Here is a 14,178-nt window from a genome sequence, read left to right as displayed (position 1 = left end):
CTCCTTCAGCCGGTGTTGGCGAGTTCGGCGGCGCGCCGGGCGGCGCCGTCCATGGTGGTGGCCTGCTGGACGAGGGGATGGGCGCGCTCGTCGAGGACGGTCCGCCCGCGGGCGGCGTTGTTGCCGTCGAGGCGCACGACCAGCGGCTTGGTCGGCCGGACCTCGTCGAGGGCCTTGACGATGCCGTCGGCCACCGCGTCGCAGGCGGTGATCCCGCCGAAGACGTTGACGAACACGGACTTGACGGCCGGGTCGGACAGGACGACCGACAGTCCGTCCGCCATGACCTGGGCCGAGGCGCCGCCGCCGATGTCGAGGAAGTTGGCGGGCCGTGCGCCGCAGCCGGCGACCACGTCGAGGGTCGACATGACCAGGCCGGCGCCGTTGCCGATGATGCCGACCTCGCCGTCGAGCTTGACGTAGTTGAGGCCCTTCGCGGCGGCGGCCGCCTCCAGCGGATCGTCGTACGCAATGCTGTCGTTGCCCCAACGTGCCTGCCGGAAGCGGGCGTTGTCGTCGAGGGTGACCTTTCCGTCGAGGGCGAGGAGCTGTCCCTGGCGGGTGCGCACGAGCGGGTTGACCTCCACGAGGACCGCGTCCTCGCGGACCAGCACCTCCCACAGCCGTACGAGGACGTCGACGGTCCGGGGCGGCAGCCCGGCCGCATCGGCGATCGCGCCCGACTTCGCCGACGTGACGCCCTCGGCGGGGTCGACGGGCATCCGGACCACCGCCTCGGGGCGAGTGGCGGCGACCTCCTCTATGTCCATGCCGCCCGCCGCCGAGGCGATGGCGAGGAAGCGGCCCGCGGCACGGTCGAGGACGTAGGCGACGTAGAACTCGCGCTCGATGTCGGCGGGTTGGGCCAGCATGACCTTGCGGACCCGGTGCCCCTTGATGTCCGTGCCGAGGATGCGGCGGGTCGTCCGCTCGGCCTCGGCGGGATCGGCGGCGAGCCGCACACCGCCCGCCTTGCCCCGGCCTCCCGTCTTCACCTGCGCCTTCACGACGACGCTGCCGCCCAGTCGGCGGGCGATGACCCGGGCCTCCTCGGGCGAGTCGGTGACCTCCGCCCTCGGCACCGGGATCCCGTGTTCCTCGAAGAGGGCCCGGGCTTCGTGCTCGTACAGGTCCATGGTTCGGCTCCCGTCTCAAAAGTGCACGACTTAAAAGTGCTGCACGCCCCCTGGACATCACCCACGGGATGCGGGATAACAATCTTCATACAGTATTCGTCGACTGTATGCAATGTGCCAAACCTGCTGACGGTGAGGTGATCCGTGACGACGTTGGCGCTTGATGGTGTGCGGGTGTTGGACATGACGCATGTGCAGTCGGGTCCGTCGGCGACGCAGTTGCTGGCGTGGCTGGGGGCGGATGTGGTGAAGGTGGAGGCGCCGGGCGGGGATGTCACGCGGGGGCAGCTCAGGGATGTGCCGGGGGCGGACTCGCTGTACTTCACGATGCTCAACTGCAACAAGCGCAGCATCACCTTGAACACGAAGACGGAGCGGGGCCGGGAGATCCTGACCCGTCTGATCCGGGGTGCGGATGTGCTGGTGGAGAACTTCGCGCCGGGTGCGGTGGATCGGATGGGGTTCACATGGGAGCGGATCCGGGAGATCAACCCCAGGATGGTGTACGCGTCGATCAAGGGGTTCGGGGACGGCCCGTACACCGCTTTCAAGGCGTACGAGGTGGTGGCACAGGCGATGGGCGGCTCGATGGCCACCACCGGCTTCCCGGACGGGCCGCCGATGGCAACCGGTGCGCAGATCGGTGACTCCGGTACCGGAGTGCATGCTGTGGCCGGCATCCTGGCCGCTCTCTTCCAGCGCGAACGGACAGGGAAGGGCCAGCGGGTGAACGTGGCGATGCAGCACGCGGTGCTGAACCTGTGCCGGGTCAAGCTCCGTGACCAGCAACGCCTCGCGCACGGGCCGCTGGCCGAATACCCCAATGAGGACTTCGGCGACGAGGTCCCCCGCTCCGGGAACGCCTCCGGTGGCGGGCAGCCGGGCTGGGCCGTGCGGTGCGCGCCCGGCGGGCCCAATGACTACGTGTACGTGATCGTCCAGCCTGTCGGCTGGGCCCCGCTGGCCGGGTTGATGGGCCGGCCGGAGCTGGCCGAGGATCCCGAATGGTCCACCCCGCAGGCCCGGTTGCCGAAGCTGGCGAAGATGTTCCAGCTGATCGAGGAATGGACCAGCACGCTGCCCAAATGGCAGGTCCTGGAACAGCTCAACCGCCACAACATCCCGTGCGGGCCGATCCTGTCCACCAGGGAGATCATCGAGGACCGCTCCCTCGCCGACAACGACATGATCGTCGAGGTCGAGCATCCCCAGCGCGGTGCCTTCACCACCGTCGGCAACCCCCTCAAACTCTCCGACTCCCCCACCACCATCACCACCCCACCCCTCCTCGGCCAGCACAACGAAGAGATCTACATCGGCGAACTGGGTCTCGGTGACGAGGAGTTGAGGCTGATGAAGTCGGGAGGGGTGATCTGACGTGGTGAACCGGGGCCGCACCGCCGGGTCTTCGGGCGGTGATCCATGACGTGATCGAGCACGGGGTCCGGCGACGGTGCGCGTCGACCGGCCCCGGGGTTCCGTGCGCGCACGAAAGGCATTTGGACAGGGGGCGCTGGCCAGATCTTTCGACGCAAGGAGTGCTTGAGCTATGACAACACTCGACTACTCGTCGTCCGCCGCCTTCAGGGAGGTGACGGACCGCAACGGCCGCGTGTACCGGATCGGTGAGACCGACCGGAACATCATGGGGCGGCCACGATGGACCATGGTGCTCTTCCCGTGGATGGGCATGCTGGGCATCAGTTCCTCGGAGTACGCGTTCACGTCCGCCGAGGACACCCTGCACGAGGCGCATCTGTGGAGCAGTGGGCACATCTTCTGGCTGATGGGCGTCTGGGTGTTCTTCCAGGCCGCCGTGGCCTTCCCCGCCGGGCAACTGCGGGAGAGCGGGCGGCTTCCGGCCCGCTACGCGATGATGCTCGGCGCGCTGGGCACCGTCCTCGGCTATCTGTCGCTCGCGTTCGCGCCGAACGTGATCGTCGCCTACCTGGGCTTCGGTGTGTGCAGCGGTATCGGTGCCGGTCTTGTGTACGCGACCTGCGTGAACATGGTCGGCAAGTGGTTCCCGGAGCGCAAGGGCGGCAAGACCGGCATGGTCAACGGCGGTTTCGCCTACGGCTCGGTGCCCTTCGTCTTCCTGTTCACCTCGTACATGGACCTGAGCAACTACAAGGGCGTCCTGGTGACGGTCGGCCTGGTCTGCTGCTCCGTGGTGGCGTTCGCGGGCTGGTTCTTCAAGGACCCGCCGAAGAACTGGTGGCCGCCGCACGTCGACCCGCTGAAGATGACCGACGACCCGAAGATCCGGCGCGCGCTGGAGAAGAACCCGCCGGCCGTCAAGCAGTACACCCCCAAGGAGGCCGCGCGCACGCCCGTCCTGTGGATGATGTGGTTCTGCCTGCTGTGCACGGCCGGCATCAACATCTTCGGCATCGCCTTCCAGGTGCCGTTCGGCAAGGACATGGGCTTCGCCGGCGGGATCGTGGCCACGGCGATGTCGCTGAAGGCGATCGTCAACGGCACCGGGCGCGGCGTGATCGGCTGGATCTCCGACAAGTTCGGCCGCCGCAACACGCTGATCATCGTGTGTCTGGTGCTGGGCACCGCGCAGTTCGGGGTGCTGGTCTCGGGCCAGATGGGCAGCATGCCGTTCTTCCTCTTCTGCTCCATGGTCTCCGGTTTCGGCGGCGGCGCGATCTTCCCGCTCTTCGCCGCGATGACCGCGGACTACTTCGGTGAGAACAACAACGCCTCCAACTACGGCATGGTCTACAGCTCGAAGCTCATCTCGGGCCTGGTGGGCTCCGGCGTGGGCTCGATCGTGGTCGGCGCCTGGGACTACGAGGGCGCGTTCGTCCTGGCCGGCTGCATCGGCCTGAGCTCCGCGGTGCTCGCGCTGTTCCTCAAGGCCCCCGGCAGGCCCCAGACCAGCCGTCGGACCGTACCCAACCCGCAACCGCTCGGCGAGGAAATGGCCTGACATGACGGCAGATCCGTACGCAGCACGCAGCGACACCGACAAGACCGCACACTCCACCGCCGCACCACGTCCCTACCGAGAAGTGACCGACGCAGGCGGCCGCGTCTACCGCATCGGTGAGACCGACCGGGACATCCTCGGCCACTCACGCAAGCTCATGGTGTACCTCCCGTGGATCACCATGATGGCCATCAGCGTCTTCGAGTACGCGTACGGCTCGGCCGAGGACACCCTGTCCCACGCCCACGGCTGGACGCAGAGCAACACCTTCTGGATCCTCAGCGTCTGGGTCTTCTTCCAGGCCGGCATCGCCTTCCCCGCGGGCTGGCTCCGGGAGAAGGGCATCCTGACCGCCCGCAGCGCCATGTACATCGGCTCGGGCATGTGTCTGGTCGGGTTCCTCGCCCTGTCGCACCTCAGCAACGTCCTGCTGGCGATCCTGGGATTCGGCGTCATCGGGGGAATCGGCGCCGGACTGGTCTACGCGACCTGCATCAACATGGTCGGCAAATGGTTCCCCGAACGCCGGGGCGCCAGGACCGGGTTCGTCAACGGCGGCTTCGCGTACGGATCTCTGCCCTTCATCTTCATCTTCAACTACGGCTTCGACACGGCGAACTACCACCGTGTCCTGGACCTCATCGGCTGCTACATCCTGATCGTGGTCGTGGGCTGCGCGTTCTTCTTCAAGGACCCGCCGAAGAACTGGTGGCCCGCGGACATCGACCCGCTGACCTACGGCGGCAGCGGGAAGGGTGCCGTCGCGCTCGCCAAGAACCCTCCCGCGGTACGGCAGTTCACGCCGAAGGAGGCCGTCAGGACCGGCATGCTTCCCCTCATGTGGGTCGCCCTCGTGATGACCGCGGGAGTGTCGATCTTCGGCATCTCCTTCCAGGTCGACTACGCGAAGGAGGTGGGCTTCGGCCCGCTGGTGGCGGCCTCCTCGATGGGTGTCATGGCGGTCATCAACGGCATCGGGCGCGGAGTGGTGGGCTGGCTGTCCGACAAGTGGGGCCGCAAGTCCACGCTGGTGTTCGTGATCGTCGTCCTGGGGCTCGCGCAGTTCGGCGTGATCTGGGCGGGTGACGTCAAGAGCGAGTCGCTGTTCCTGTTCTTCGCGTTCCTGTCCGGGTTCGGCGGCGGCGCGTTCTACCCGCTGTTCGCGGCGCTCACCCCGGACTACTTCGGGGAGAACTACAACGCGTCCAACTACGGGCTGGTGTACAGCGGCAAGCTGATCAGCGGTCTGTTCGGCGGCGGCCTCGGTTCCATGGTCGTCGCGGCCTGGGGTTACGACGGGGCGTACGCCCTGGCCGGCGCCACCTCGATGCTGGCGGCGGCGATCGCCCTGCTGCTACGGCAGCCGGGGCGGCCCCGGAGCGGGGTGGCGGCGCCGCAACCGCAAGCCGCGGCCTGAGCAGGGCCGTTCGGACATCAGGCGGCCCTTCCCCGTGCCGTTGGCCGGGAAGGGCCGCCTCATCCGGCATGCGGTCGCTTCGGTGAACCAGGGTGCGTGGCGGGCTACTTCTCGCGTTCCTGGTACATCTTCCGTGTGTGTTCGGTGTGTTGCCGCATGACGGCGGTGGCCCGCTGTTCGTCGCGGTCGGCGATGGCGGCGATCAGTTCACGGTGCTCGATCCAGGACTGCCGGCCACGCTGCCGGGCGATCGGCGTGTAGTACCACCGCACCCGCCGATCCACCTGCCCCGCCAACTCGGCGAGGACCGCGTTGCCCGCCAACTCCATGACCTTGGCGTGGAGTCGGGCGTTCAGGGCGACCGCGGCATCCACGTCGTCGGCGGCCACAGCCTCCTCGCCCTGCACGCACAGCGCTTCGAGGGCGGCGATCCCGGCACTGCCCGCGTTCGCGGCGGCCAGCCGGGCCGCCTCCGCCTCCAACAAGGTTCGGACCGTGAGGAGTTGGTCGGCCTCCTCGTCCGTCGGCTCATGCACGAACGCGCCCTGGGCGGGCCGTAGATCCACCCACCCCTCGGTGTTCAGCCGCTGCAGCGCCTCCCGCACCGGCTGCCGCGACACCCCCAGATGACCGGCCAGCTCACTCTCCACCAGATGCTGACCCGGCTGAAGCGCACGCGTGGTGATCAGCTCCAGCAACGCCCCGTAGACACGGTCGCGCAGGGGTCCGGGGCGCTCGAGCCTGGGCACGGTGCCGTACGGCAGTCCTGTGGTCGGCAACATCGCGGTCCCTTCTTGTACAGCGTCGTCGCTGCAACTGAGCGCCGAGGGCGAATTGGCTTTCGCCTACAGTCTACGGCGCACAACCGCCGGAGCGCGGTCCGTACCGGCGCTCAGCAGCAGCTCACGGGGGTTGGTGACGTCACGACCCTTGCTGAGCACTCATCCCATCCTGTAGACAATATCCAGTCGACAAAGTCGACAGTTCCTCGGTCACCCTCACCGAACGGAGCTTCCTCATCATGAAAGTCGCAGTTCTCGGCGCCGGTGCGATCGGCGCCTACGTAGGTGCGGCACTGCACCGCGGCGGCGCGGATGTGCATCTCGTCGCCCGTGGACCCCATCTCGCGGCGATGCGCGGACAGGGCGTCCAAGTCCTCAGCCCCCGCGGTGACTTCACCGCCCAGGTGCACGCCACCGACGACCCGGCCGAGATCGGCCCGGTCGACTACGTCTTCCTCGGACTGAAGGCCAACTCGTACGCGGCGTGCGGGCCGCTCATCGAGCCCCTTCTCCACGACACCACCGCCGTCATCGCGGCCCAGAACGGCATCCCCTGGTGGTACTTCCACCGGCACGGCGGCCCCTACGACGGCCACCGCATCGAAAGCGTCGACCCGGAAGGTGCGGTCAGTGCGGTGCTCGCGCCCTCCCGGGCCATCGGCTGTGTCGTCTACGCCGCCACCGAGCTCGAAGCCCCGGGCGTCGTACGGCACTTGGAAGGCACCCGGTTCTCCATCGGCGAGCCCGACCGGAGCCTGTCCGAGCGGTGTCTCGCGTTCAGTGAGGCCATGCGGCTGGGCGGCCTGAAGGCTCCGGTCGAGGCGAATCTCCGCGACGACATCTGGCTCAAGCTGCTCGGGAACATCTCCTTCAACCCGATCAGCGCCCTGGCCCGAGCCACCATGCGGCAGATGTGCCTGCACGGCGGCACCCGCAAGGTCATCGAGACCATGATGGCCGAGACGCTCGCCGTCGCCGAGGCCCTGGGCTGCACGGTCGGCGTCTCCATCGAGCGCCGACTGGCCGGCGCCGAACGCGTCGGTGACCACCGCACCTCCACCCTTCAGGACCTGGAGCGCGGCAAGCCTCTCGAACTCGACGTCCTGCTCACCGCCGTGATCGAGCTGGCGGAGATCACCGGCGTGGACGTGCCCACCCTGCGCACGGTCCACGCCCTGTCCGACCTCCTCGCCCTCCGGTCCGCCGCATGACGGAACCGAGCGCCCACACCCTGGCATCCGGCGGACGCGTCCGGCCGAACACCGGCACCGCGGTCCCGATGGCTCACGCCATCGGCCGGGACATCATCCAAACGGGCCTGGCCGACCTGGAGTTCGTCGAGCGAGCCACCTCGGGCTTCGAGGAGTACCGCAGGCTCGTCGAGCCGTGGACGCTGTCGCTCACGGCGAAGGTGACGGGCGTACCGGCCGCGTACATAAGGGAGTCGGCCAGGGCTTGGGCGCTCGGGGAACCGTGCCTGCCCCTGGGGGCCGCCGGGGACGGCGCGGGCGAGGTCCGGGCGTGGGTCAATCTGGAGCTGCTCACCGGGCGACGGCAGGGCGATCGTGACAGTCCTACGCCGTTCCAGCTCGTGGCGCACGCACCTCCCGTCGATCTGACGGACGAGCGGTATCCGGTCCGGCTGAGCAGAGGGCGCCGCCTCGACTCGTACAACACCCCGCCGCGGAGAGGCGGTTCGGGCTCGTCATTGCGGCGCGCGGAGTGCGTCGAGCTGAGTCCGGAGGACGCCGAGCGCTTCGGGGTGGTGGTCGGCGAGGAGGTGCGGGTCGTGACCCGGCTCGCAGCGACGACGGCACCGGTGTGGGTCGATCCGGCGCTGCGGCCGGGCCTGGCGTTCATGACCGGGCGCCCGTCGGACGCCGCGGACGGAGCGAACGGGTGGGCGGCCAGGGCCCGTTGTCCGATCGCGGGTGCCGTGGAGTTCGAGGCGGCCGCGATCCGCATCGAGAAGTCGCCCGTCGGCGCGATGGGGGGCTGAAGCCGGGATGGGACGAGTTGCGGAGCCGTGTGGGGTGATCCGCGGACGCGGCGGCGCGGTCGCGTCGGTGACCGCGGGACTCATTCTTGGCAGAGCCGGCTCGTCTCACCCGGATCCGCTCATGGCCGGGGGCCGGCTGGGGGGCGGTCGTACGGCTGCCTCCCCCTGCGGCCCTGCGGGTGGGGCGAGTCCTGACGCGGTCCCCGTAGCCCTCGCGGGACCCGTAGCCGTCGCGGTACCCGCGGTTCCCGCGACGCTTCGGCGACTCGCCCTCGACACTCCCCCGGTCCGTGTCGGAACCGGTCTCCTCGCGTGCCTCCCCGACCGGGTCCGCTTGGCGGCACGGGCCTTCGACCGGGCCGGGGGCCCGTGCGCCGGCGACCGCTTCGGGTGTCGGACCGGGCCTCCTTCCCCCGCGCGGCTGTGCGCGCGGGCGCTCCATGAACGTGTACGCGGGCGTACGCCGGCTCGTCCCGACGGTCGCCGCGGCGGCCGGGGGCGACCGGTCAGCCCGTTTACACGACGGCGGGACCCCGACCGGCGGGGAGCGCCCCCTGCGCCCTCGGGGTCCCGCCTCAGTCGTGCTGCTCGGTCAGCACTTCTCCCGCAGTGAGTGCAGGTGGGCGCTGGAGCGCCGGGCGAACGTGAAGGACTCGGTGGGCTGGTCGTGCTCGGCCTGCCAGTGGTGGGCCAGGCGCTCGCCCCGCAGCCGGGTCACGGCGGAGATGAACTTCTGGTAGTCGATGTCTCCGTCGCCGACGTCGGTCATCCGGTAGCCGTAGGTGTTCGACGGGTCGCTCACGCCGTCCTTGACGTGGAAGAGCGGGTAGCGGTGCGGCTGCCTGAGGACGTAGTTCAGGGGTTCGAAGGGGGCCGGCGTGCCGTCGGGCCGCTTGGAGAAGCGGAACTGGCCCGAGTACGCCCAGAAGATGTCCATCTCCAGGAACACCAGGTCGGGGTCGGTCTCCCTGAGGAGCACGTCGTAGAGGCGGACCTTGGGGTTGTCGGTGGCGAAGGAGAACTCCTCGGAGTGGTTGTGCTGGTAGAACTTCATCCCGCGCGCCTTCGCCGCCGCGCCGTAGGTGTTGAACTCCTCGGCGGCGCGCTTCCACGCGTCGACGGTGGAGCCGTAGCGGAAGGGGCCCGAGGCGGTGCCGATGTGCTTGAGGCCGAGGGCCTGGGCGTCGTCGAGGACCTTGGTGAGGTTCTGGGCGAAGGTGTAGGCGTTCGGGTCGTCCGAGTAGTAGCCGACGTGGCTGCCGATCGGGTTCAGGCCGTGGTCGCGGGCCAGCCGCCTGAGCTGGGCGAGGGTGATCGGTCCGGCCGAGCCCTGGGTGTAGCCGGCGAACTCGACCTCGTCGTAGCCGTACTTCTCCAGTTCGGCGAAGACGGGAGCGAAGCCGAGAGTGGAGACCTTGTCGCGGAGGCTGTAGAGCTGGATGCCGAGGCGGCCGGGGGGCAGCACGGGGCGGCCGCGGCCGTGGCCGTGGCCGGTGGTGCCGGTCGCGGCGTCGGTGGCGGCGCCTGCCGGGGAGGCCGCCGCGCCCAGCAGTGCGGCGGCGGTGGCGCCCGCGGCCACGCCGAGCATGCCTCGTCTGGTCAGGCGGTGGGTGAGTTCGGGGTCGGGCTGGGAGGTGCGGCTCATGCCGGGGACTCCTCGGTGTCGGAGGGCGTTGTCAGTGCTGGGTGCTTCACTGGGGACCAGTCAGGAAAGTCCGGCCAGTCGGAGCAGGAGCGACTTCACGTCGGTGGCCTCGATGCGGTCGCCGACGACGCGGGGGGTGGAGCAGATGAGAAGCGGACCGTCGTCGTCGCTCTCGGGAAGGCGGCCGTGGCTGCCGCGAACAGGTGACGGGTCGAGGGGCACCACCGCCATGCGGTAGCGCATGCCGAGCTTCTTGCGGGCCAGCGCGCCGGCCGCCTTGACCTTGACGTAGGGGTCGAGCGGGTCCATGAACAGTTCGACCGGGTCGTAGCCGGGTTTGCGGTGGATCTCGACCAGCTGCGCGAAGTCGGGCGCGCGGTCGTCGTCGAGCCAGTAGTAGTACGTGAACCAGGCGTCCGGTTCCGCGACGGCGACGAGTTCGCCGGAGCGCGGGTGGTCGAGGTGGTGAGCCTTCTTGCCCTCGTCGTCGAAGAGCTGTTCGAGGCCGGGCAGGCCTTCGAGAGCGGCGCGGGTGGCGTCCAGGTCCTCGGGGCGGCGCACATAGACATGCGCGATCTGGTGGTCGGCGACCGCGAAGGCCCGTGAGGCCATCGGGTCCAGGTACTCCATGCCGTCCTGGGTGTGCACCTCGAGGAGTCCGGCGCGGCGCAGAGCGCGGTTGATGTCGACGGGTCGGTCCGCGCGGGTGATGCCGTACTCGGACAGCGCCACGACGGTACGACCTTCCGCGCGGGCGTCGTCCAGGAGCGGGGCCAGTGCCCGGTCCAGGTCGGCGGCGGCTTTCAGGGAGCGTGGGTCGTCGGGGCCGAAGCGTTGCAGGTCGTAGTCGAGGTGGGGGAGGTAGCAGAGCGTCAGGTCGGGGTGGCGGGTGCCCATGATGTGTCGGGTGGCGTCGATGATCCACTGGCTGGAGACCAGGTCCGCGCCGGGGCCCCAGAAGTGGAAGAGGGGGAAGGTGCCGAGCTTGTCGGTGAGTTCGTCGTGCAGGGCCGGGGGCCGGGTGTAGCAGTCGGGTTCCTTGCGGCCGTCGGCGTAGTAGACCGGGCGGGGGGTGACGGTGAAGTCGGTGTCGGCGCCCATGGCGTACCACCAGCAGATGTTGGCCACGGTGTAGCCGGGGTGGGCGCGGCGGGCGGCGTCCCAGAGCTTGTCGCCGGCGACCAGTCCGTTGTGCTGCCGCCACAGGAGTACGTCGCCGAGGTCGCGGAAGTACCAGCCGTTGCCGACGATGCCGTGCTCACTGGGATGGGTGCCGGTGAGGAAGGTGGACTGGGCGGCGCAGGTGACGGCGGGCAGGACGGTCCCGAGCGGGGCGTGGGAGCCGGACTGGGCGAGGGACTTGAGGTGGGGCATGTGGTGCAGGAGTCGGGGGGTGAGGCCGACGACGTCGAGGACGAGGAGGGGCGTCGGTCCTGTCCGCGGGGGCTGTTCGCTCATGGCAGCTCCTTCAGGCCGAGGTCGGTCAGCAGGTCACGGGCGAGGGTGAGTTCGGCGGCGATGCCGTCGGCCAGCTGGGTGCGGGCGCGGGGCCGCAGTGCGGGTGGGAGGGCCTGCCAGGTGTAGGTCTCGACCTCCAGGTGGCGGGTGAGGGGGTGCGGGCCGCCGACGAGCCGGGCGAGGGCCGACTTGAGCACGGGGAGCGTGGAGGTGAGGGGGGCGGCGGGGGCCGCGTGCAGGGGGACGTGGAAGTGGGCGCGCCAGGGTGCCCCGTCGGGCAGGGCGTCGCCGGCGAGGGCCTCACCGAGGTCGTCGGTGCCGCGGAGGCCCGCGGCGGTGGAGGTGCGGGTCTGGTGCAGGAAGCGGGGTTCGTCGAAGGCGGCGAGTGCCTCGCGGACCTCGGGGAGGTGGGGGTGTTCGGCGTGCAGGGCGGCCGAGAGCTGGGACTTGACGACGGGGACGCGGGCGGTGGTGAGCGCGTCCAGGGCGGTGTGCGGGTCTTCGAAGGAGGTGGCGAGGTGGCAGGTGTCGACGCAGACGCCGATGCGGTCGTGGGCGATCGCGGTCAGCGGGGCGATGGCGTCGCCGGTGGTCTCGACGACGCAGCCGGGTTCGGGTTCGAGACCGACGCGGATGGAGCGGCCGGTCAGTTCCTGGAGGGCGTCGAGGCGTTCGGCGAGGGTGAGCAGGGCGGTGCGGGCCTTCTCGGCGTCCGCGTCGTCGTAGCCGGTGCGCCAGGCGAGCGGGAGGGTGGAGACGCTGCCCTCGGTGACGTCGTCGGGCAGGAGTCCGGTGAGCACGCGGGCCAGGGCGGTGGTGTGTTCGAGGCGTTCGGGGTCGGTCCAGTCCGGCTTGTAGACGCGGTACTTGACCTCCTCGGCGCCGAAGCCCTCGTAGGGGAAGCCGTTGAGGGTGACGACCTCCAGGCCGCGGCGGTCGAGTTCGGTGCGCAGGTCGCGCAGTGCGGACGGGTCGCTGACCAGGGCGTGGGCGGCGTCGCGGGCGAGCCACAGGCCGATGCCGAGGCGGTCGCGGCCGAGGCGGCGGCGGACGGGCTCGCAGTGGTCGCGGAGCTGGGCGAGGACGCCGTCGAGGGTTTCGGCGGGGTGGACGTTGGTGCAGTAGGCGAGGTGGACGATGGTGCCGTCGGGGTGGCGGAAGCGCATGGCTCACGCCTCCGTCTTCTGCGGGCCGCGGAGGATGGAGTTGCCCTCGTGGGTGACGTCGGTGGCCGGGACGTCGAGGTTCAGGCGGCCGCTGAGTCCGTAGAAGGCGACGGGGTTGCGCCACAGCACCCGGTCGACGTCGTCCTCGCTGAAGCCCTCGGCGAGCATGAGGTCGCCGACCTTGCGGGTCTTGAGGGGGTCGCTGCGGCCCCAGTCGGCGGCGGAGTTCACCAGGACCTGCTCGGGGCCGTAGGTGCGCAGGATCGCGACCATCCGCTCCTCGTCCATCTTGGTGTCCGGGTAGACGGAGAAGCCGAGCCAGCAGCCGCTGTCCTTGGCCTCCTTGACGGTGGTCTCGTTGAGGTGGTCGACCAGGACCCGCTCGGTCGGCAGGGCGGACTCGCGCACGACGTCGAGGGTGCGGCGCAGGCCGGCGAGCTTGTCGCGGTGCGGGGTGTGGACGAGCGCGGGCAGTTCGTGGTCGGCGGCGAGCTGGAGCTGGGCGGCGAGGGCGGTGTCCTCGGCGGGGGTCATGGAGTCGTAGCCGATCTCGCCGACGGCCACGACCTGGTCCTTGACGAGATACCGGGGCAGTTCGTCGAGGACGGGGGTGCAGCGGGGGTCGTTCGCCTCCTTGGGGTTCAGGGCGAGCGTGCAGTGGTGGGCGATGCCGTACTGCGCGGCCCGGAAGGGTTCCCAGCCCAGCAGGGCGTCGAAGTAGTCGAGGAAGGAGGCGGGCGAGGTGCGGGGCTGGCCCAGCCAGAAGGCCGGCTCGACCACGGCGCGCACTCCGGCGGTGTGCATGGCCTGGTAGTCGTCGGTGGTCCGTGACGTCATGTGGATGTGGGGGTCGAAGATGCGCATCAGGACTCCTTGCCGTGGGTGCCGTCGACGCCGGGGGCGCCGTCGGGGCCGCTCGGGCCGTGGTCGGCGGCCGGTGCGGGTGGGGTGGCCTCGGGGTCGGTCAGGGTCAGGACGCGGTGCAGGTCCTGGGGCACGGGACGGCCGGCGGCGGTGCGTTCGGCGGCGTAGTCGCCGAGCATGCGGGCGAGTTCGGCGTCCGCGCGGGCACGCCGGTCCAGTTCGGCGACCTCGGTGACGGGCACGCCGGTGAACAGGCATTTCAGGACGGCGTGGCGCCACTGGTGGGCGGCGAGGTGGCGGGCGGCGTAGGGGCCGACGGCGGCGGCCAGGAGCCGGGTGTCGTTAGTGCGCAGGGCGTCCTCGACCAGGGGGAGTGCCTGCGGGCCGGGCACCAGGTGCGGCAGGGCGTACAGGACGGCTCGGCGTTCGGCGGCGGTGCCCTGGGCGTAGACCCGGGTGAGGGCGTCGGTGTCGGCGCGGGCTGCGTGCAGGATCAGCACGCGGACGGCGTCGGCGTGTTCGGGCCCGCACCGGCGCCCTGCCTCGGCGAGGCGCAACTCCCATACGGAAATGGGACCGTGGGCGCCGGGGTGGGCGGCGGCCTCTTCGAGGGCCCGGTCGAGCCAGGCACGGGCGGCTTCGCCGAGCTGGGCGGTGAGGTGGCGGTGCAGCGTGGTGGGTGGGGTGCGGGCGAGGGGGATGTTCGGGGTGTTGGGGGCCGGGGTGTTGGGGGCCGGGGTGGCCGGGGCCGGGGTTTCTGGACCCGCGGT

The 14,178-nt window shown here is 70.3% G+C and carries 11 protein-coding genes and 1 pseudogene; 5 read left to right on the top strand and 7 right to left on the bottom strand.

Annotation, left to right across the window (positions count from 1 at the left end):
- Positions 1-5: 5 nt before the first annotated feature.
- The gene (gene sucC, locus AC2XR2_RS36425; protein WP_491517382.1) at positions 6-1,136 is read right to left on the bottom strand and encodes an ADP-forming succinate--CoA ligase subunit beta; all 1,131 of its coding nucleotides are present in this window, start codon (positions 1,134-1,136) and stop codon (positions 6-8) included.
- A 144-nt stretch (positions 1,137-1,280) separates the two neighbouring features.
- On the opposite strand from sucC, the gene frc reads away from it, so the two are divergent.
- From frc to AC2XR2_RS36410, 3 genes are all read left to right on the top strand, one after another.
- On the top strand, positions 1,281-2,513 hold the full coding sequence (gene frc, locus AC2XR2_RS36420; RefSeq protein WP_491517381.1) for a formyl-CoA transferase: 1,233 nt from the start codon (positions 1,281-1,283) through the stop codon (positions 2,511-2,513).
- Between the two features lie 172 nt (positions 2,514-2,685).
- Complete coding sequence (locus AC2XR2_RS36415) at positions 2,686-4,077, top strand: OFA family MFS transporter (protein WP_491517380.1); 1,392 nt, start codon at positions 2,686-2,688, stop codon at positions 4,075-4,077.
- A 1-nt stretch (position 4,078) separates the two neighbouring features.
- Positions 4,079-5,494 (top strand): OFA family MFS transporter, encoded by a 1,416-nt coding sequence (locus tag AC2XR2_RS36410; RefSeq protein ID WP_381304437.1) that lies wholly within the window; start codon positions 4,079-4,081, stop codon positions 5,492-5,494.
- A 104-nt stretch (positions 5,495-5,598) separates the two neighbouring features.
- Here AC2XR2_RS36410 and AC2XR2_RS36405 read toward each other — a convergent pair whose 3' ends face one another.
- The gene (locus AC2XR2_RS36405; protein WP_330269547.1) at positions 5,599-6,273 is read right to left on the bottom strand and encodes a GntR family transcriptional regulator; all 675 of its coding nucleotides are present in this window, start codon (positions 6,271-6,273) and stop codon (positions 5,599-5,601) included.
- Positions 6,274-6,515: 242 nt separating this feature from the next.
- On the opposite strand from AC2XR2_RS36405, the gene AC2XR2_RS36400 reads away from it, so the two are divergent.
- Both AC2XR2_RS36400 and AC2XR2_RS36395 read left to right on the top strand, forming a co-directional pair.
- Entirely contained in the window at positions 6,516-7,487 is a 972-nt protein-coding gene (locus AC2XR2_RS36400) for a 2-dehydropantoate 2-reductase (protein ID WP_381304434.1), read from the top strand.
- Positions 7,488-7,840: 353 nt separating this feature from the next.
- A pseudogene (locus AC2XR2_RS36395) lies at positions 7,841-8,275 on the top strand (molybdopterin dinucleotide binding domain-containing protein); the annotation flags it as partial.
- 592 nt (positions 8,276-8,867) lie between these two features.
- Here the strand turns inward: AC2XR2_RS36395 and AC2XR2_RS36390 are convergent.
- Genes AC2XR2_RS36390 through AC2XR2_RS36370 form a run of 5 tightly spaced genes read right to left on the bottom strand, consistent with a single transcriptional unit; the run spans position 8,868 to position 14,109 of the window.
- A complete protein-coding gene (locus AC2XR2_RS36390) occupies positions 8,868-9,920 on the bottom strand; it encodes a sugar phosphate isomerase/epimerase family protein (RefSeq protein ID WP_381304431.1) in 1,053 nt (350 codons plus the stop codon).
- A 60-nt stretch (positions 9,921-9,980) separates the two neighbouring features.
- Positions 9,981-11,378, bottom strand: a complete 1,398-nt coding sequence (locus AC2XR2_RS36385) for an alkaline phosphatase family protein (RefSeq protein WP_491517379.1) — start codon at positions 11,376-11,378, stop codon at positions 9,981-9,983.
- A complete protein-coding gene (gene eboE, locus AC2XR2_RS36380; protein WP_449349199.1) occupies positions 11,375-12,544 on the bottom strand; it encodes a metabolite traffic protein EboE in 1,170 nt (389 codons plus the stop codon). Before eboE ends, AC2XR2_RS36385 begins: the two co-directional genes overlap by 4 nt.
- 3 nt (positions 12,545-12,547) lie before the next feature.
- Positions 12,548-13,408, bottom strand: a complete 861-nt coding sequence (locus AC2XR2_RS36375) for a TatD family hydrolase (RefSeq protein WP_330263398.1) — start codon at positions 13,406-13,408, stop codon at positions 12,548-12,550.
- Positions 13,408-14,109 (bottom strand): EboA domain-containing protein, encoded by a 702-nt coding sequence (locus tag AC2XR2_RS36370; protein WP_491518564.1) that lies wholly within the window; start codon positions 14,107-14,109, stop codon positions 13,408-13,410. The genes AC2XR2_RS36375 and AC2XR2_RS36370 overlap by 1 nt, the downstream gene beginning before the upstream one ends.
- Between the last annotated feature and the right edge of the window lie 69 nt (positions 14,110-14,178).

The sequence above is a fragment of the Streptomyces sp. LS-MS-L19 genome, from assembly GCF_058382285.1.
The sequence above is the reverse complement of the archived record's forward strand: the minus strand, read 5'-3'. Positions and strand labels throughout refer to the sequence as shown.

Excerpts from the sequence above, each read along its gene's own strand:
- eboE (WP_449349199.1), bottom strand. The coding sequence starts at position 12,544 with ATGCGCTTCCGCCACCCCGACGGCACCATCGTCCACCTCGCCTACTGC.
- AC2XR2_RS36415 (WP_491517380.1), top strand. The coding sequence starts at position 2,686 with ATGACAACACTCGACTACTCGTCGTCCGCCGCCTTCAGGGAGGTGACG.
- AC2XR2_RS36390 (WP_381304431.1), bottom strand. The coding sequence starts at position 9,920 with ATGAGCCGCACCTCCCAGCCCGACCCCGAACTCACCCACCGCCTGACC.
- AC2XR2_RS36400 (WP_381304434.1), top strand. The coding sequence starts at position 6,516 with ATGAAAGTCGCAGTTCTCGGCGCCGGTGCGATCGGCGCCTACGTAGGT.
- AC2XR2_RS36385 (WP_491517379.1), bottom strand. The coding sequence starts at position 11,378 with ATGAGCGAACAGCCCCCGCGGACAGGACCGACGCCCCTCCTCGTCCTC.
- AC2XR2_RS36375 (WP_330263398.1), bottom strand. The coding sequence starts at position 13,408 with ATGCGCATCTTCGACCCCCACATCCACATGACGTCACGGACCACCGAC.
- AC2XR2_RS36410 (WP_381304437.1), top strand. The coding sequence starts at position 4,079 with ATGACGGCAGATCCGTACGCAGCACGCAGCGACACCGACAAGACCGCA.
- sucC (WP_491517382.1), bottom strand. The coding sequence starts at position 1,136 with ATGGACCTGTACGAGCACGAAGCCCGGGCCCTCTTCGAGGAACACGGG.